This is a genomic window from Tateyamaria sp. 7Alg 36 (assembly GCF_059882455.1).
On sequence record NZ_CM187613.1, the window covers coordinates 1,123,046 to 1,141,141 of the forward strand.

19 protein-coding genes are annotated in these 18,096 nt (G+C 63.3%); 15 read left to right on the forward strand and 4 right to left on the reverse strand.

Annotated features, from left to right (window positions below; translation table 11 throughout):
• Positions 1-78: 78 nt before the first annotated feature.
• Positions 79-1,581, forward strand: coding sequence for a CoA-acylating methylmalonate-semialdehyde dehydrogenase (locus AC6GQJ_RS05385; RefSeq protein ID WP_500772518.1), 1,503 nt, complete (start codon positions 79-81; stop codon positions 1,579-1,581).
• A 106-nt stretch (positions 1,582-1,687) separates the two neighbouring features.
• Here the strand turns inward: AC6GQJ_RS05385 and AC6GQJ_RS05390 are convergent, their stop codons facing one another.
• Complete coding sequence (locus tag AC6GQJ_RS05390; RefSeq protein WP_500772520.1) at positions 1,688-1,981, reverse strand: hypothetical protein; 294 nt, start codon at positions 1,979-1,981, stop codon at positions 1,688-1,690.
• Between the two features lie 210 nt (positions 1,982-2,191).
• Between AC6GQJ_RS05390 and phnC the strand changes: the two genes are divergently transcribed.
• The 5 genes from phnC (at position 2,192) to AC6GQJ_RS05415 (ending at position 6,888) form a co-directional block, all read left to right on the forward strand.
• Entirely contained in the window at positions 2,192-3,007 is an 816-nt protein-coding gene (phnC, locus tag AC6GQJ_RS05395) for a phosphonate ABC transporter ATP-binding protein (protein ID WP_500772522.1), read from the forward strand.
• A gap of 54 nt (positions 3,008-3,061) precedes the next feature.
• Positions 3,062-3,979 carry a phosphonate ABC transporter substrate-binding protein gene (phnD, locus tag AC6GQJ_RS05400; RefSeq protein WP_500772524.1) on the forward strand — a complete coding sequence of 306 codons (918 nt, stop codon included), beginning with the start codon at positions 3,062-3,064 and terminating at the stop codon, positions 3,977-3,979.
• A gap of 64 nt (positions 3,980-4,043) precedes the next feature.
• On the forward strand, positions 4,044-4,919 hold the full coding sequence (gene phnE / locus AC6GQJ_RS05405) for a phosphonate ABC transporter, permease protein PhnE (RefSeq protein WP_500772526.1): 876 nt from the start codon (positions 4,044-4,046) through the stop codon (positions 4,917-4,919).
• A complete protein-coding gene (phnE, locus tag AC6GQJ_RS05410) occupies positions 4,916-6,229 on the forward strand; it encodes a phosphonate ABC transporter, permease protein PhnE (RefSeq protein WP_500772528.1) in 1,314 nt (437 codons plus the stop codon). The genes phnE (AC6GQJ_RS05405) and phnE (AC6GQJ_RS05410) overlap by 4 nt, the downstream gene beginning before the upstream one ends.
• The gene (locus AC6GQJ_RS05415; RefSeq protein ID WP_500772530.1) at positions 6,229-6,888 is read left to right on the forward strand and encodes an LbetaH domain-containing protein; all 660 of its coding nucleotides are present in this window, start codon (positions 6,229-6,231) and stop codon (positions 6,886-6,888) included. The genes phnE (AC6GQJ_RS05410) and AC6GQJ_RS05415 overlap by 1 nt, the downstream gene beginning before the upstream one ends.
• Here the strand turns inward: AC6GQJ_RS05415 and phnF are convergent.
• Entirely contained in the window at positions 6,866-7,585 is a 720-nt protein-coding gene (gene phnF / locus AC6GQJ_RS05420; protein ID WP_500772532.1) for a phosphonate metabolism transcriptional regulator PhnF, read from the reverse strand. The two genes, AC6GQJ_RS05415 and phnF, sit on opposite strands and share 23 nt — an antisense overlap.
• A gap of 81 nt (positions 7,586-7,666) precedes the next feature.
• On the opposite strand from phnF, the gene phnG reads away from it, so the two are divergent.
• From phnG to phnN, 7 genes are all read left to right on the forward strand, one after another.
• A complete protein-coding gene (gene phnG / locus AC6GQJ_RS05425) occupies positions 7,667-8,122 on the forward strand; it encodes a phosphonate C-P lyase system protein PhnG (RefSeq protein WP_500772534.1) in 456 nt (151 codons plus the stop codon).
• The gene (gene phnH, locus AC6GQJ_RS05430) at positions 8,122-8,685 is read left to right on the forward strand and encodes a phosphonate C-P lyase system protein PhnH (RefSeq protein WP_500772536.1); all 564 of its coding nucleotides are present in this window, start codon (positions 8,122-8,124) and stop codon (positions 8,683-8,685) included. The genes phnG and phnH overlap by 1 nt, the downstream gene beginning before the upstream one ends.
• Entirely contained in the window at positions 8,685-9,773 is a 1,089-nt protein-coding gene (locus AC6GQJ_RS05435) for a carbon-phosphorus lyase complex subunit (RefSeq protein ID WP_500772538.1), read from the forward strand. The genes phnH and AC6GQJ_RS05435 overlap by 1 nt, the downstream gene beginning before the upstream one ends.
• A 91-nt stretch (positions 9,774-9,864) precedes the next feature.
• Positions 9,865-10,728, forward strand: a complete 864-nt coding sequence (locus tag AC6GQJ_RS05440; RefSeq protein ID WP_500772540.1) for an alpha-D-ribose 1-methylphosphonate 5-phosphate C-P-lyase PhnJ — start codon at positions 9,865-9,867, stop codon at positions 10,726-10,728.
• Positions 10,725-11,495, forward strand: a complete 771-nt coding sequence (gene phnK, locus AC6GQJ_RS05445) for a phosphonate C-P lyase system protein PhnK (protein ID WP_500772542.1) — start codon at positions 10,725-10,727, stop codon at positions 11,493-11,495. Before AC6GQJ_RS05440 ends, phnK begins: the two co-directional genes overlap by 4 nt.
• Positions 11,496-11,498: 3 nt before the next feature.
• The gene (gene phnL / locus AC6GQJ_RS05450) at positions 11,499-12,182 is read left to right on the forward strand and encodes a phosphonate C-P lyase system protein PhnL (RefSeq protein WP_500773815.1); all 684 of its coding nucleotides are present in this window, start codon (positions 11,499-11,501) and stop codon (positions 12,180-12,182) included.
• The gene (gene phnN, locus AC6GQJ_RS05455) at positions 12,179-12,751 is read left to right on the forward strand and encodes a phosphonate metabolism protein/1,5-bisphosphokinase (PRPP-forming) PhnN (protein ID WP_500772544.1); all 573 of its coding nucleotides are present in this window, start codon (positions 12,179-12,181) and stop codon (positions 12,749-12,751) included. Before phnL ends, phnN begins: the two co-directional genes overlap by 4 nt.
• Here the strand turns inward: phnN and AC6GQJ_RS05460 are convergent.
• The gene (locus AC6GQJ_RS05460) at positions 12,733-13,404 is read right to left on the reverse strand and encodes a DUF1045 domain-containing protein (RefSeq protein ID WP_500772546.1); all 672 of its coding nucleotides are present in this window, start codon (positions 13,402-13,404) and stop codon (positions 12,733-12,735) included. The two genes, phnN and AC6GQJ_RS05460, sit on opposite strands and share 19 nt — an antisense overlap.
• Between AC6GQJ_RS05460 and AC6GQJ_RS05465 the strand changes: the two genes are divergently transcribed.
• Positions 13,403-14,596 (forward strand): alpha-D-ribose 1-methylphosphonate 5-triphosphate diphosphatase, encoded by a 1,194-nt coding sequence (locus AC6GQJ_RS05465; protein WP_500772548.1) that lies wholly within the window; start codon positions 13,403-13,405, stop codon positions 14,594-14,596. The genes AC6GQJ_RS05460 and AC6GQJ_RS05465 overlap by 2 nt on opposite strands.
• Before the next feature lie 96 nt (positions 14,597-14,692).
• Complete coding sequence (locus AC6GQJ_RS05470) at positions 14,693-15,604, forward strand: NAD(P)/FAD-dependent oxidoreductase (RefSeq protein ID WP_500772550.1); 912 nt, start codon at positions 14,693-14,695, stop codon at positions 15,602-15,604.
• Between the two features lie 101 nt (positions 15,605-15,705).
• Here AC6GQJ_RS05470 and AC6GQJ_RS05475 read toward each other — a convergent pair whose 3' ends face one another.
• Complete coding sequence (locus AC6GQJ_RS05475; protein WP_500772552.1) at positions 15,706-17,928, reverse strand: NADP-dependent isocitrate dehydrogenase; 2,223 nt, start codon at positions 17,926-17,928, stop codon at positions 15,706-15,708.
• Positions 17,929-18,096: the final 168 nt, after the last annotated feature.

Below are 18,096 nucleotides of genomic sequence, written 5' to 3' on the forward strand. Positions count from 1 at the left end.
GATAACGGATCATCACTATTGTCCATGTTTTTGTTGATAGCAAGCGCGTATCTGTTCCCCGTACCCAAGGAGGAAACCATGACAGAACTTACTCATTACATCGGCGGCGCACATGTTCAGGGCGCTTCGGGGCGTTCGCAGCCCGTGTTCAACCCCGCCATCGGCGCATCCGAACGCAGCGTGCCGCTTGCCTCGACCGACGAAGTGAACACAGCCGTCGCCACCGCCAAGGCCGCATGGCCCGCATGGTCGAAAACACCTGTGCTGCGCCGTGCGCGTATCCTCGACAAATTCAAAAGCATCCTGTGGGACCGCGCCGACGAACTGGCCTCGATCCTCGCGTACGAGCACGGCAAAACCCATGACGACGCCGTGGGCGAAGTCACCCGTGGTCTGGAAGTTGTGGAGTTCGCCGTGGGCGCGCCCAACTTCATGAAGGGCGAGTTTTCCGAAAACGTCGGGTCGGTCGTGGACAGCCACAATATCCGTCAGGCCCTTGGCGTCGTGGCAGGCATCACACCCTTCAACTTCCCCGCGATGGTGCCGATGTGGATGTTCCCCGTGGCCCTCGTCACCGGCAACACATTCGTGCTGAAACCGTCGGAGCGCGTGCCCTCGGCTTCGCTGAAACTGGCCGAGTGGCTGACCGAAGCGGGCCTGCCCGACGGCGTGTTCAACGTGGTGAACGGAGATAAAGAGGCGGTCGACGCCCTGCTGGAAAACCCCGACGTCAAGGCGATCAGCTTTGTCGGCTCGACCCCTATCGCGAAATATATCCACCAGACCGGCACCGCCAACGGCAAGCGCGTGCAGGCACTTGGTGGCGCAAAGAACCACGCGATCATCATGCCCGACGCCGACCTCGAGATGACCGCCAACGCTCTGATGGGCGCGGCCTTCGGCTCGGCCGGTGAACGCTGCATGGCGATTTCGGTCGCGGTGCCTGTGACGGACGCCGTAGCAGATGCGCTGATCGACATCATGGTGCCGAAAATCCAAGCGCTGAAGATCGGCCCGACCACCGACAAAGCCTCGGAAATGGGGCCACTGGTCACCGAACAGCACCTTGCCAAAGTGCGCGGCTATATCGACACAGGCGAAGCGGAAGGTGCCAAGGTTGTCGTCGACGGGCGGGATTTCAGCCAAGACATGCAGGGCTACGAAAACGGCTACTACCTTGGTGGGACGCTGTTGGACAATGTGACGCCCGACATGACCGTCTGGAAAGAGGAAATCTTTGGCCCCGTCCTGTCGGTGGTGCGCAAGAACTCCTACCAAGAGGCGCTTGATCTGGTGCACAGCCACAACTTTGCCAACGGGACTGCAATCTTTACCCGTGACGGCGACACCGCGCGCAACTTCAGTCAGGATGTCGAAGTCGGCATGATCGGGATCAACGTACCGATCCCCGTGCCAATGGCCTACCACTCGTTCGGTGGCTGGAAATCGTCGATCTTTGGCGAACACCACATGCACGGGATGGAAGGTGTGCGGTTCTATACCCGGATCAAGACCACCACCACACGGTGGCCCACAGGGCAGCGCACCGATCCCGAATTCACCATGCCCACATTGGGCTGATCGGGTGCTGCGCGGGCTGGTAAGCCCCGCAGCCTGCAAACAACACGAAACGGTCCGACACCTGTCGGGCCGTTTTTCGTTTCATCGGTTGGAATGGTAAAAGCGCCTAAGCCGGATCGGGCGCGGTCCCTTCCCAATGCGCGCCCATCGCCACGATGCAGGACGTGCCGTTGGCATAGGTCTGCACGATCATCCAGTCGCCGCTATGGCGCGTTACCCACACTTCCAGCATCGTCTCAGGATCGCGCAGACCGGTGCCCTGCCGTTCGGCCCCCAGCACCTGCACCAGCTTGGTCGCAAGGCGTGTGCTGTCATCGCAACTGACCTCGGCCAGCCGCGCCTGCACGCCCGCGGGCAGCGACAGGCAGGTGAACAGGGCGATGGCAAAACGCGTGATCATTCCCCAAGCGTAGCCTCGGAAAACGCAGGATGTAACAGTTTTATGACGCGCTGTGCAGAGTTTCCGCCCCAATGCGCATTTTCCATCCCCCGCTGGCGCAGCGGCGGGCAGCGTTACAATTCTTTCATCACCCTGTCAGAAATCTGAATCAAAACCGTCATGTCGCTGTCGCGTCGGCCCCGTATTCGCCCCGTTAAACATGGGGGCGATATGCTTGAAATTGATGCACTGACCAAACGGTTCGGGGACAAGATTGCGGTGGACGCGGCACATATCCGTGTCGACAGCCCGAGCATGATCGGGATCATCGGACGCTCTGGCGCGGGCAAGTCGACGCTGCTGCGCATGCTCAACTGCCTGAGTGACGCGAGCGAAGGCACCATTACCTGCGACGGTCTGGACATCACCGGCCTGCGCGGCGCCGCCCGCCGCAACTGGCAGTCGCAATGCGCGATGATCTTTCAGCAGTTCAACCTTGTCCCGCGCATGGACGTGGTGTCGAACGTGCTGCACGGCACGCTCAACAAACGCTCGACCCTTGCGACGATGTTCAACCTCTATCCGCAGGCGGACATCCACAAGGCGATCGAAATACTTGACCGTCTGGGCATTGCCGAACAGGCCCCCAAACGGGCCGAGGCGTTGTCGGGGGGCCAGCAACAGCGCGTCGCGATTGCCCGCGCCCTGATGCAAGACCCCAAGATCATTTTGGCCGACGAACCCATCGCCAGCCTTGACCCGATGAACGCGCAGATCGTGATGCAGTCTCTGCGCACCATCCACGAGGAAGACGGGCGCATGGTTATCGCCAACCTGCACACGCTCGACACGGCACGGCGCTATTGCGACCGCGTGATCGGGATGCGCGACGGGCGCATCGTCTTTGACGGCACGCCCGAGCAACTGACCACCGGCGTTGCACGCGACATCTATGGCGCGGGCGCGGATTTCTCCGAAGCCGCCACATCCACCGAAATCGAAACACTGGACAGGGAAGAGGTCCGCCTCGCGGAAGCCTTTGTCTGAGCCAGTTGCCCTTCCGCATGTGCGGACAAATCCCTTCATCCACGGAGACACGAGATGAAATCGACACTTGCACTTACGCTTGCCGCCACAACCGCGCTGAGCACAGCCGCCATGGCCGACGGTCACACGATCACCGAATTCCGCATCGGCATCCTTGGCGGTGAAAACGCACAGGACCGCATGAACAGCTATTCCTGCCTTCAGGACTACACTACCGAAGTGCTGGGCGTTGAAACCAAACTGTTCGCCCCTGCCGACTATAACGGCGTGATCCAAGGCCTGCTGGGCGGCACAATCGACATGGCTTGGTTGGGCGCGTCAGCCTATGCCGCGACCTATCTGCAAGACCCCGAAGCGGTCGAGCCTGTGCTGGTCAAGGTCAATATCGACGGTTCCATCGGCTATCACTCCATCGGTTTTGCCCGCAAAGATACAGGCATCACGTCGCTGGACGACATGGAAGGCAAAGTCTTCGGCTTTGGCGATCCGAACTCCACCTCCGGCTATCTGATCCCGTCCATCGAGATCCCGCAGGCCAAAGACGGCATCACAATGGAATCCGGTGAATATTTCGGCGAGGTCAAGTTCACCGGCGGTCACGAACAGACCATCGTTGCGGTGACCAACGGCGACATCGACGCGGGCGTCACATGGGCCGACGGTCAGGGCAACTGGGAAGACGGCTATAACTCCGGCGCGCTGCGCAAGGCAGTTGATGCCGGTCTGGTCGACATGAACGATCTGGTCGAAATCTGGAAATCCAACGTCATCCCCGAAGGTCCGGTTGTGCTGCGCAAGGCCCTGCCCGACGACGTAAAGGCCAAAATGGTCGCGCTGGTCGATGGCCTGCACGAGAAAGATCAGGATTGCGCATACGGTGTGGCAGCGGGCGAAACGCTCGGCTTCCAGCCGGTAGAACACTCCACATATGACTCCGTCATTGCGGCCCGTCAGGCCAAAATCGGCGGCTAAGCAATTTTCATGACGCAACCGGTGGCCTTTCGGGGCCACCGGTCATTTTTTTCGCGGGGACCGCATGACAGAGACAACCTTGGGACGCGCACCGCGCCACGTGGACACGATCCAGTCCACCTATATGGCGCAGGTACAACGCCGCCGCCTTTATGGGGGCATCACCCTGCTGCTGTTCGTGCTGCTGATGGTCACGGGCTTTAACGTGGCCGACGACCGCAATGCGGGCGGGTTCTGGAACGGGCTGCATCAGGTGGGCGACTACCCTGCCGACGTGTTGTCCGAGGCATGGGAAAAACGCGCCGACCTGCCGAAACTGATCGTCAAATACTTCCCCGCTCTGGTCGAGACAGTGAACATCGCCGCCGTGTCTACCCTGCTGGGCGCGATGGGCGGGCTGGTCCTGTCGCTGCTGGGCACGCGGGGGCTTGCCAAATGGCCGCGCCTGATCCCCCTGTTCCGCCGCATCTCCGACATCCTGCGCGCCGTGCCCGAGATTGTCGTCGCACTGGTGCTAATCTTTGTTCTGGGCGGCGGGCCTGTGCCAGCGATGATCGCCATCGCGCTGCACACCGCTGGCGCATTGGGCAAGATGTTCTCCGAAGTGGCCGAAAACGCCGATCTCAAACCGCTTGAGGGGCTGGCATCCACCGGCGCCACTTGGTCCCAGCGGATGATCCTTGGCATCCTGCCGCAGGTCGCGCCCAACTATATCAGCTATGGCCTGCTGCGGTTCGAGATCAACATCCGCGCCTCGGCCATCCTTGGTTTCGTCGGCGCGGGCGGCTTGGGCTACGAGCTGCGCAACGCCATGGCATGGGGGCCGGGCCGTTTCGACGAAGCGGCGGCCATCTTTATCTTGCTGTTCGGCACCATCGTGTTCTTTGACCAGCTTTCCAGCCGTTTCCGCAACCGTCTGACCGAAGGACAGCGCCCGTGAGCACCGCAGACCTTGACCTTTTCAAGCACAACGCCGACCGGCTGTTCCAACGCAAACGCCTGATGGCATTCGGCGTTCCGGCGCTGGTGGCTGTCTATTTCGCCTATATCTTTGTGGCCTTTGATCTGTCCGGTTTGGCGCAGCGCGCCAATCTGGACAATGCCCTGACGCTGATGTCGGACAGCTGGTCACACAAGGTCCACGTGACCCGCGACAACCGCTCGGGCGAGGTTTCCTATACGGTCGAGGGAGAGCGCAAGGGCCGCTATCCCGACGGCATGCGCCCCGACTGGGTCAGCGGTGATGCGATCACCACCATCGACCTTGGCCGTGGCCATACGGTGCGCTACCTGCCCGACAACCGGACCGAGGTGGCAATCCCCGACTTCCCGCTGATCACGGCACAGGCCGAAGGGCGCGTTGTCACCACCAACCTGCCCGACGCCCTGCCCGAGTGGATTTCCGCCTCGGACCGCCGCGTCGCCATCACCACACCCGAAGGGCGCATCACCCTGACCGACGCACGCACCGAGGTGTTCAACTATTTCGCAGGGTGGGAACTGTTCTGGTTCACCCTCGACAGCCCCTATCACGGTCACAGCCTGCCCGAGATCCTGTTCGCGGACCGCATCGACCCGACCCGCCCCAACATCACCGGCGCGCTGTCGGATTGGTGGAACAACGCGATGTGGCGGCACAAGGATGTCGCATGGGCCATTGGCGAGACGATCCTGATGGCGTTCCTTGGCACAATGGGCGCGGCGATCATTGCCCTGCCGCTTGCCTTTCTCGCGGCACGGCGGTTTTCCCCCTTTATGGCGCTGCGCGCCGCAACGCGGCGGCTGTTCGACTTTGTGCGTGGTGTGGATGCGCTGATCTGGACGGTGGTTCTATCCCGCGCCTTTGGTCCTGGTCCGCTGACAGGTGCGCTGGCGATCCTTGTCACCGACACCGGCACATTCGGCAAGGTTTTTTCCGAAGCGCTGGAGAACGTGGATCAAAAGCAGATCGAAGGCGTCGCGTCCACGGGTGCAAAACCCATGCAACGCTATCGCTTTGGCGTGATCCCGCAGGTGGTGCCGGTGCTGGCCGCGCAAATCCTGTACTTTCTGGAATCCAATACACGGTCGGCCACCATCATCGGCGCGATCACGGGCGGCGGCATCGGGTTGATGCTGACCCAAGCGATCCAGACCCAGAAAGACTGGGAGGAAGTCGCCTATTACATCGTGCTGATCATCGTGATGGTCATGTTTATGGACTGGCTGTCGGGCTGGCTGCGCGGGCGTCTGATCAGGCGCAAGGACTGATGGCGCGCCTGTCTTCCAAAGGGCCACTGGTCCACCCCGATTGCGAGATCACAGGCAGCATCTTTGGTGCCTATACCGAGATCGGGCGTGGCAGCCGTATCATGGGCGTTCAGATGGGCGATTACAGCTATTGCGACCGCTATGCCGACATCGCCAATGCGCGGATCGGCAAGTTCGCCAATATCGCCGCCTTCAGCCGGATCGGCGCGACGGATCACCCGCTGGACACGGCGGCGTGCCATCACTTCTCCTACCGCTCAAGCGCCTATTGGGATGATGCCGAGGACGACAGCGCCTTTTTCACCGCGCGCGCATCGCGCCTTGCCCATATCGGCCATGACACATGGATCGGTGCCAGCGCGATGGTCAAACCCGAGGTGACGGTGGGCCACGGGGCGGTGGTTGCCGCCGGAGCTATCGTCACCAAGGATGTCGCCCCCTACACCATCGTGGCGGGCACGCCTGCCGAACCGCTGCGCCTGCGCCAGCCCAAGAAGGTTGCCGAGCGGCTGATCGCGCTGGCGTGGTGGGACTGGTCGCACGCGGATCTGCGCGCTACCCTCGCGGATTTCCGCACCCTGTCGGCTGAGGCATTTCTGGAGAAATACGAGGGGCAACAGGCGTCCGAGGTGCGGGCTAAAGATCAAGCGTCAGCGTGACGCGATCACCTGCAAACCACGTCCGCCCGTATTCCAGCGGCACCTGATCGGCATCCACATTCACACCTGTAGACCGCAACAGCGGATCGCCTTCCTTGAGGTGCAGATGCAGCGCCTGCGTGGCAGTTGCACGCACCGCCGTGAGGCGGGTCGAGGCGCGGGTATAATCCGCCACGCCAACCGTTTGCAGCGCCGCCGTCACACTGCCCCCACCGGCCAGGGCCTGTGCAATTCCCGGCAGGCGCTCTTGCGGGAACATGCTTACAAACAGGGCGACAGGCATACCATCGGCCAGCGACAGCCCGTGATAGGCACAGATGGCATCGCCCTCGGTAATGGCCAGCGCGCGGGCCTCGCCCTTGGTGGCGGCGCGCGCCTCGATCGTGAGGATACGTTTGTCCGGCGTGCGCCCTGCGGCGATCAGGTTGTCGTGGAACCGCACCCGCTTGCTGATCGGGTAATCGGTGGGCGGCATGGCGACAAAGACCCCCGCCCCGCGCCGCGTGCGCACCAACCCTTCCTCAACCAGCGCGGCAATGCCGTGGCGCACCGTGTGGCGGTTTACGCCGAACCGTTCGGCCAGCGCCGCCTCGGTCGGCAGCTTGTCCCCCGCGCCATAGCGCCCCTCGGCCATGTCGGCGCGCAAGGCGTTCGCAATGGCCTGCCAGATCGGTGTTTTGCCGGATGTGTCACGCAAGTTTCACAAATCTCCTCTGTCCCTGACGGGGCGATGTGGTAGAATATGTATAGTTGTATAGGAAATGGAAAAGTTGTCGAGATGAAAGACAGTTTTGACGAAAATAGCGCCCGCAAGGCGTGGATGGGCGTGCTGGCCAAGGCCCCTGCGGGACAGGTTGCCGCCTTGCTGGACAAGGCCGTGACGCGCCCCGACTTTACGTGGCTACGCGCCCCCGAGATCGGCAGCGCCATGGTGCGCGGTCGCATGGGTGGCACCGGCGCGCCGTTCAATCTGGGCGAAGTGACGGTGACGCGCTGTGCACTGACCCTTGCGGACGGGATTGTCGGCCACGCCTATATCCAAGGGCGGCGCAAGGCCGATGCCGAGGCCGCTGCGCTGGTCGATGCATTGATGCAGACCGACGCCGCGCCAACCGTGCAGGCGGCCGTCATTGACCCGCTATCACAGCAACTCACAGCGACCCGAACCGCGCGCGCGCAAAAGGCCGCCGCGACCAAGGTCGAATTCTTTACCATGGCGCGAGGGGAAGACTGATGCAGGCCGAACTTCTTTCAGGCGGGCTTTCCGATCCGGCGATACATTCCGCCCACCTGTTCCGCGCCGTGATGGAGGCGATGGCCCGTCCCGGAACCATCCACATGATGCGCGGCGTTGAACCGCCCGCGCCCATGTCTGCCGCTGCGGGCGCTGTGGTGCTGACCCTGTGCGACAGCGAAACGCCGATCTACCTTGCGGGCGACATGGATTGCGACGCAGTGCGCGCATGGATCGCCTTTCACACCGGCGCGCCCTTCGTGGGGCCGGAACAGGCGATGTTCGCGCTTGGCACATGGGACGCGCTGATGCCGCTCGCACCCTATCCGGTGGGCAGCGCGGCCTATCCCGACCGTTCCGCCACCCTGATTGTCGAAATGCCCGACCTCATCCAGAACGGCGCGCATCTGCGCGGACCGGGGATCAAGGAAACCGCGACCCTGTCTCTGCCGGAAACAGCGGCCTTTCAGGCCAACGCGGCGCGCTTTCCCATGGGGCTGGATTTCATTTTCACCAGCGGCGACCGCCTTGCGGCGCTGCCCCGAACGACCGAGGTGTCCTGATGTATGTGGCTGTCAAAGGCGGCGCGCGCGCCATCGAAAATGCCCATGCGTGGCTGGCCGAGGAACGGCGCGGCGACACGGATATTGCCGAACTCGACGTGGGTCAGATCCGCGAACAACTTGGCCTTGCCGTCAACCGCGTCATGGCCGAAGGGTCAATCTACGACCCCGATCTGGCCGCATTGGCGATCAAACAGGCACACGGCGATCTGATCGAGGCAATCTTTCTGATCCGTGCCTATCGCACCACCCTGCCCCGTTTCGGCGCGTCGCGTCCCGTCGATACCGGCGCGATGGCGTGCGAGCGGCGTATCTCGGCCACGTTCAAGGACGTACCGGGTGGTCAGGTGCTGGGCCCGACCTTTGACTACACGCACCGCCTGCTGGATTTCAAACTGGCCGCTGAAGGTGATGTTCCCACCGCCCCGACCCAAGAGGCAACGCAGGACGCGGTGCCCCATGTGACCGAGTTCCTGAACCGCGAAGGGTTGATCGAAGCGGCCCCCCATGACGACACCCCGCCGCCGGACCTGACTCGCGCACCGTTGGAACTGCCCGCCGGTCGCGCCCTGCGCCTGCAGGCGCTGACCCGCGCTGACGAGGGGTTTACCCTTGGCCTCGCCTATTCGACCCAACGGGGATACGCGCGCAACCACGCCTTTGTCGGCGAATTGCGGATCGGCGCGGTGCCGGTCGAACTGGACATCCCCGAACTCGGCTTTGCGGTCGAGATCGGCGAAGTGACGTTGACCGAATGCGAAACGGTGAACCAGTTCGCAGGCTCCAAAACCGAACCGGCGCAATTCACCCGTGGCTACGGGCTGGTCTTTGGCCAGACCGAGCGCAAAGCGATTTCCATGGCACTGGTCGACCGCGCCTTGCGATGGGAAGAACTGGGCGAGGAAAACGAGGGCGCGCCGGCGCAGGACGCGGAATTTGTCCTCTACCATGCCGACAATATTCAGGCGACGGGCTTTCTGGAGCATATCAAACTGCCCCACTACGTCGACTTCCAGTCCGAGATGGAACTGGTGCGTAAACTGCGCCGCGAGGCGGGTGCCGTTCAGATGCAGGAGGCTGCGGAATGACTGCACTGCCGTGCCTATGCGCGCCCGCCTCTTTCCCCTTTGACCACAACGGCGCGCCGTACACCGCCGTGCCAGCCCCGAGGGCCGTGTGATGACCGACTACAACTTTGCCTATCTGGACGAACAGACCAAGCGGATGATCCGCCGCGCGATCCTGAAAGGGCTGGCGATCCCCGGCTATCAGGTGCCCTTTGCCAGCCGCGAGATGCCGATGCCCTATGGCTGGGGCACGGGCGGCGTGCAGGTGTCCGCGGCGGTGCTGACGCCCGACGACACGCTCAAGGTCATTGACCAAGGGGCGGATGACACCACGAATGCCGTATCGATCCGCAGCTTTTTCGAACGCACCGCTGGCGTCGCCACCACCACGGAAACAGACGCCGCCACGGTCATCCAGACCCGCCACCGCATCCCCGAAAAGGCCCTGCGCGAGGGGCAGATCATCGTCTATCAGGTGCCGATCCCCGAACCGCTGCGCTTTCTTGAGCCGCGCGAGAGCGAGACGCGCAAGATGCATGCCTTGGAAGATTACGGGCTGATGCATGTGAAGCTTTACGAGGACATCAGCCGCCACGGCCATATCGCCACCGCATATGCCTATCCGGTCAAGGCCGAGGGGCGCTATGTGATGGACCCGTCACCGATCCCGAAATTCGACAACCCCAAGCTCGACAATATGGCGGCGATCCAACTGTTCGGCGCGGGGCGGGAACAGCGGATCTATGCCCTGCCCCCTTACACACAAGTGGTCAGCCTCGATTTCGAGGACCACCCGTTCACAGCCACCAAGGCCGACCACCCCTGCGGCATGTGCGGTGCCGAGGACAGCTATCTTGACGAGTTGATCGTCGATGACGCGGGCGGGCGCATGTTCGTCTGTTCCGACACAGATTACTGCGCGGCGCGACAGGCGGCGGGCCATACCGGAACACTTGGTGGAAAGGACGCGGCATGAATCCGTTGCTATCGGTGCGGGGCATCCGCAAACATTACGGCGCGCATATCGGCTGCACGGACGTGTCCTTTGACCTCTACCCGGGCGAGGTGATGGGCATCGTCGGAGAAAGCGGGTCAGGCAAGTCCACGCTGCTGAACTGCATGGCGGGCCATCTGGTGCCGGATGCGGGACAGGTGGTGTTCGACACCCGCGCCGACGGGCCGAAAGACACAGTCACCATGTCCGAACCCGAGCGCCGGATGCTGGGGCGCACCGACTGGGCCTTTGTGCACCAGCACGCTCGCGACGGGCTGCGCATGGGCGTCAGCGCGGGCGGCAATGTGGGTGAACGCCTGATGGCGGTGGGGGCGCGCAACTACGGCGACATCCGCGCCACCGCGACCGACTGGCTGACGCGGGTCGAGATCGACGCGACACGCATGGATGACCGTCCCACCAGCTTTTCCGGCGGCATGCAGCAGCGCCTGCAAATCGCACGTAATCTTGTGACCGGCCCGCGCCTCGTGTTCATGGACGAACCGACCGGCGGGCTGGATGTATCGGTGCAGGCGCGCCTTATGGACCTGCTGCGCGGATTGGTGCGCGACATGGGCCTGTCGGCAATTATCGTGACCCACGATCTGGCCGTTGTGCGCCTGCTGGCCGACCGCCTGATGGTGATGAAATCGGGCCGCGTCGTTGAATCCGGCCTGACCGATCAGGTGCTGGACGACCCCCAGCACGCCTATAGCCAGCTTCTTGTCAGTTCCGTATTGCAGGTGTGAATGATGATTGACCTAACCAACGTGTCCAAGACCTTTACCCTGCACAATCAGGGCAGTGCGGTGATCGAAGTGCTGCGGGATGTGTCCCTGTCCGTCGCTGCGGGCGAATGTGTGGCGCTGACCGGCAACTCAGGTGCGGGCAAGTCGACGCTGATGCGGATGATCTATGGCAACTACCTGACGCAACGCGGTGAGATCCGCATCGGCGGGGTCGATCTGGTACGGGCCAAGCCGCGCGACATCATTGATCTGCGCCGCGAATGCCTTGGCTATGTCAGCCAGTTCTTGCGCGTGGTGCCCCGTGTGGCAACGCTGGACGTGGTGGCCGAACCGTTGCGCGCCGTAGGTGTCCCTGCGCCAGAGGCACAGGCGCGCGCACAGACCCTGCTGGCGCAATTGAACATCCCCGAACGGCTGTGGTCCCTGTCGCCAACGACCTTCTCGGGCGGCGAACAGCAGCGCGTGAACATCGCACGCGGCTTTGCGCACCCCTATCCCGCGCTGCTGCTGGATGAACCGACGGCCAGCCTTGATGCCACGAACCGCGCCGTGGTGCTGCGCCTGATCGAAGAGGCCAAGGCACGCGGTGCGGCGATCATCGGTATCTTCCACGACGAGGCGGCGCGCACACAGGTGTGCGACCGCGAGATTGACGTGGGCCAGTTCACACCGGGACTGGCGGCATGACGGCGCGTGCGGAAGGAAGTGCCGCGCGACAGGGCCGCCTGATCGGGGTCGTCGGCCCCTCGGGCGTGGGCAAGGACAGCGTGATGGCGGGGCTGCGCGATGCGATGCCCGCCTTGCATCTGGTGCGCCGTGTGATCACCCGCGCCCCCGAACTGGGGGGCGAGGTCTATGACGCGGTCACCCCTGCCGAATTCACGCAAATGGTGGAAAACGGGGCCTTTGCCCTACACTGGGGCGCGCACGGGTTGTTCTATGGCGTGCCGATCACAGTGAAATACCAGTTGAACAAGGGCACCGACTGTCTGGTCAACCTGTCACGCGGCGCGCTGGCCGAGGCGGCAGAGGCGTTTCCCGATCTTGTGGTGCTGCACATCACCGCGCCAGCCGAAACGCTGGCACGCCGCCTTGCCGCGCGCGGGCGCGAGAGTGAGGGCGACATCGCCAAACGTCTGGCCCAAGCCGAGCGGCCCTTGCCCGACGGGCTGCAAGTGATCGAAGTGGTCAATGACGGCCCGCTGGCCGACGCCGTGGCGCGGGCGGCGGCGCTGCTTCAACCGGCAAGGGTATAGCGATGGATCACCTCGAACCGACCATCCGGCCGCTCGCCACACAGGGCGATCTGGTCCATCACAAAGGGCGCAGGCAGGTCCGGCAGATGCTGCGCCACGGTCTCGCGCCATGCGGGCAGGTCGGCCTTGGGCACGCGGCCCGTCAGGGTGATGTGAAAGCGGAACGCCTCCATCACGTAAGGGTAGCCCCAGCGGGTCAGCAGCGCGTCCTGCTCTGCGCTCAGGTTGGCCGAGCGGCGGCGCGCCAGTTCTGCGGCCTCCGGTGCGGCGCGGAAGGTATCAAGGTCGCGCACACAGGCGCTGGCCACCCGCGCCACGTCGCTGGTATCGCCGCGCAGGGTCAGCGCAAGGAACCGGCCCAGCGGGGTCAGTTCCAATCCGCCGCAGTGCGCAGGCACACAATGCGCCGCCAGATCGGCCACCGCCTGTTCCAACCCGTCACGGCTGCACCCCTGTGCCAGCCGGAAGGGCGGTTTCAGCGTGGCGTGCAGACCATATTTAGCGGGCGTCGCGGTGACATCGGCCAGACCGTCCACATCGCGCTGCGCACAGGCGCGCCCCTGCACCACGTCCCAGCCAAGCCATTCCGCACCGAATTGGGCCAAGGCCCCTTCGGGCGGCACGTAATAGATCGCAAATCGAGAGTATGACATGAATTCCCCTATCCTCGCGCCCTCTGTGGCAGCCGTTTGTGACAGCGATATATCCGGCACGCTGGTTTTGGCCAATGCCCGCCTTGTCCTGCAAGATCAGGTGGTCACGGGCGCAATTTCGATCACTGAGGGCGTCATCACCGACATCACCCAAGGCGACCACGTACCGACCGGAGCGGTAGACTGCGCTGGCGACCTTGTCATTCCCGGATTGGTGGAACTGCACACCGACAATGTGGAACGCCACATCGAACCCCGCCCCGAGGTGGACTGGCCCCACCTGCCCGCGCTGTTGGCCCATGATGCGGAGCTTGCCTCCACCGGTATCACCACGGTGTTTGACGCAATGCGCGTCGGGTCGATCCACAGCGGCAAGGCGCGCTATACCGATTATGCCCGCACGCTTGCCAACGAATTGCTGGCAGCACGCGCACAGGGCATGTTCAAGATCAGCCACTTCCTGCACCTGCGCGCCGAGATTTGTTCCGAAACGCTGCTTGAGGAATTGGCGAATTTCGGCCCCGAGGATCGCGTCGGCATTGTCAGCCTGATGGACCATACCCCCGGACAGCGCCAGTTCCGCGACCTCACGGCGCTGAAAACCTATGTGGCCAAGAAACGCGGTATGGACGATGCGGAGTTCAAGGACCATGTGGCGCGCTTGCTGGAACTTCAGGCCCGCTTTGGCGCAGCGCATGAGGTCGGCGCAGTGAGGGAAGCGCGCCGCCTCGGTGCCGTGCTGGCCAGCCATGACGATACCACAGCGGCCCACGTGGACACGTCGGCGCAGAACGGCGTCGGATTTGCCGAATTCCCCACCACGATCGAGGCCGCACAAGCCTGCCGCCAGCACGGGATCGCCGTGATGATGGGCGCGCCGAACCTGATCCGCGGCGGATCGCATTCCGGCAATGTCGCGGCCCAAGATCTGGCAGAGGCGGACCTGCTGGACATCGTCTCGTCCGACTACGTGCCATCGGCCCTGTTACTGTCGGCCTTCCGCCTTGCGCGCATCTGGGACGACCTGCCGCGTGCCATTGCGACCGTGACCACCAACCCTGCCCACGCCGTGCGCCTGACGGATCGCGGGGCCCTAAAGGTCGGCCTGCGCGGGGACGTGGTGCGCGTGCGCGAGATGGGCGAGACACCAGTGCTGCGCGGGGTCTGGAGCCAAGGCAACAAGGTCGCCTGACGCGCCCCTGACGCCTTGCGCTTGTTCACCGCCCTGCGCGCCCTACCCTGATAGACGAACAGGCAAGGGCAAAAGGGGCCGGCAGTGGCGCGAAACATGAAAACCGCCGTGATCGGCGCAGGGCTTGCGGGCCTAAGCTGTGCGCGCATGCTGGCAGATGCCGGACAGGCAGTGACGGTCTTTGACAAAGGGCGCGGCCTTGGCGGGCGCATCGCCACGCGGCGCAGGGACAATTGGCAATTCGACCACGGTGCCATTGTCATGCGCCCTGAAACGACTGAATTCACTGCATTTTTGACAGATCACCCACAAGCTGCGTTCTGGGATGCGGGGCGCGGCTGGACCGGTCTGCCTGGTGCAAGCGGCCTTGTAAAACCGCTGGCCGAGGGGCTATGCATCCACAAAACCGCACGGGTGACGGGCCTGTCGCGCAGCGCACAGGGCTGGACGCTGGACGGCCCCGAAGAGGCGCAGGGCATAGTCTTTGACCGCGTGGTGCTGGCCATTCCGCAGCCGCAAGCGCTGGAACTGGTGGCCCCGTGGCCCGATATAGCGGCACAGATCGCGCCGGTGGAGATGGACCCGTGCTGGACCGTCATGGTCGGTTTCGACGCCCCGCTTGAGACGCCGCTGACCTTTCAGCGCTACGATCACGGCCCGATTGCCACCCTTGCCCGCGAGAGGGCGAAACCGCAGCGCAGCGGGCGCGGTGACGGTTGGGTCATTCAGGCCGGAGCTGACTGGAGCCGCAAACATCTGGAACATCCCGCAGAGGATGTCGCGCCGCAGCTGCTGCCTGCGTTTTTCGACGCAATCGGTTGTGATCCCGTCGCGCCCGCGATCATCATGGCGCATCGTTGGCGTTACGGGCTGACCCGCACCGCCTTGGGGCAAAGCCATGTGCTGGACACGGGGCTAGGTCTGGGCCTGTGCGGTGACTGGTGTCTGGGTGCCACCGCCGAGGATGCCTTTGAGAGCGGGCGCAGCCTAGGCACCGCGCTGCTGTAGCCGCCCCCCGAAAATGCACAAAGGCGCGAGGGGAAGCCCCCCGCGCCTTCGCGGTGTCTGTCCGCCCCGTCGGGCCGACAGATAACGTGCAGCCTTGCGCCTTAGCCGAGGATCTCGGTCAGGGTCTTGGACGGACGCATGATGCTGGCGGTCTTGTCCGCATCGGTCAGGTAGTACCCGCCCAGATCGGCCGCGTTGCCTTCATCCGCTGTCAGTTCTGCAAGGATCTTATCTTCGTTCTCTTCCAGCGCGGCGGCGATGGGTGCAAAGTGGCTTTGCAGAGCTGCGTCCTCGTTCTGCGACGCCAGCGCCTGCGCCCAGTAAAGCGCAAAGTAGTAGTGGCTGGTGCGGTTGTCGGTCTGCCCGACGCGCGGTGCTGGCGACTTGTTGTTGTCCAGCACCCCTTGGGTCGCGCGGTCCACCGCGTTGCCAAGGATGCGCGCCTTTTCGTTGTCCTTGGTTTCGGCCAAGAACTTCAGGCTTTCCCCAAGCGCACAGAACTCACCCAGCGAGTCCCACCGCAGGTGGTTTTCCTGTTGGATCTGCTGGACGTGTTTGGGGGCCGAACCACCCGCGCCGGTTTCGAACATGCCGCCGCCATTCATCAGCTTGACGATGGACAGCATCTTGGCCGAGGTGCCCAGTTCCAGAATGGGGAACAGGTCGGTCAGGTAGTCGCGCAGCACGTTGCCCGTGACGGCAATGGAATCCTTGCCCGCACGGATGGTTTCCAGCGACAGGCGGGTCGCGTCACGCGGGGTCATGATCTGGAACTTGTCCGCGACACCTTCGGCTTCGAGGATCGGTGTTACGTATTTGATCAGTTCCGCGTCATGCGCACGGCTTTCGTCCAGCCAGAAGATCGCCTGACAGCCTTCGGCCTTCTGGCGCGAAATGGCCAGTTTGACCCAGTCTTCGATCGGGGCCTGCTTGGTCGAGGCCGAGCGCCAGATGTCGCCCGCTTGCACAGCGTGTTCCAGCGGCACATCGCCATTGGCCAGCACGATGCGCACGGTGCCTGCATGTGGGATTTCGAACGTGGTCGGGTGCGAGCCGTATTCCTCGGCTTTTTGGGCCATCAGGCCGACGTTCTGCACGGTGCCTGCGGTGCGCGGGTCAAGCGCGCCGGTTTCTTTGAAATAGGACACGGATTCGTCATAGACCGAAGCGTAAGAGCTGTCAGGGATGACGCAGTTTGTGTCGGCAGGTTCGCCATCCGGCCCCCAGCCTTTGCCGCCTGCACGGATCAGCGCAGGCATTGAGGCGTCGATGATTACATCGGACGGGACGTGCAGGTTGCTGATGCCCTTGTCGGAGTTGACCATATACATCGGTGGACGCTCGGCCATGACGGCGTCGATGGCGGCGTTGATCTCGTCCGCGTTGTCCATTTTCGCGACCTGATCCAGCACCGCGCCTAGACCGGAGTTCGGGTTCACACCCGCTGCGGCCAGATCGTCACCGAACTTGTCAAAGACCGGTTGCAGGAACACCTTGACCGCGTGGCCGAAGATGATCGGGTCCGACACTTTCATCATCGTCGCCTTGAGGTGCAGCGAGAACAGCGTGCCTGCGTCTTTTGTCTCGGCGATCTGTTCGGCAAGGAAGGCATCCAGCGCGCGTGCCGACATGAAGGTCGCATCGACCACGGTGCCAGCGGCATAAGGCACTGCGTCTTTCAGCACGGTAACGTTGCCATCCGCACCCACCAGTTCGATGCGCGCATCGCCCGCCTGTTCGGCGCTCAGCGTCACGGATTTCTCGTTCGAACGGAAATCATTGCCCGACATGGTGGAGACAACGGTTTTGCTGTCGGATTTCCACTCGCCCATCGAATGGGGGTTTGCCATGGCGTAGTTCTTGACCGCTTTGGCGGCGCGGCGGTCGGAGTTGCCTTCGCGCAGCACGGGGTTCACGGCAGAGCCCTTGATCGCGTCGAAACGTGCGCGGATTTCCTTTTCCGCGTCAGTGAACGGATCGGCAGGATAGTCGGGAATGGCATAGCCCTTGTCCTGCAACTCTTTTACGGCGGCAACAAGCTGCGGCACCGAGGCCGAGATGTTGGGCAGCTTGATGACGTTGGCGTTGGGCTGTTTCACCAGTTGGCCCAGTTCGGCCAGATCGTCGGACTGGCGCTGTGCGTCGGTCAGGTTCTCGGGGAAGGCCGCGATGATACGTCCGGCAAGCGAGATATCCTTGACCCCGACCGACACGCCAGCGGCGGCAGCAAAGGACTGGATTACCGGAAGCAGGGACGCCGAAGCAAGTTGGGGTGCCTCATCCACCTTGGTGTAGATGATGTCGGAAGACGTGCTGCTGGCCATATTCGATTACCTTCTGGTCTGTTCAAATCACGCGGGGCATGACGCCCCGAAGTTCACGACTCGCCCGCCATCCGGCTGGATGTCAGACGAAGTTGGCGGAGTATTAGCGGTTTGATGCGGCCTGCGCCACCCGCCCTGCGCGTTATGCGCAAAACGTAGGGTCGGTGA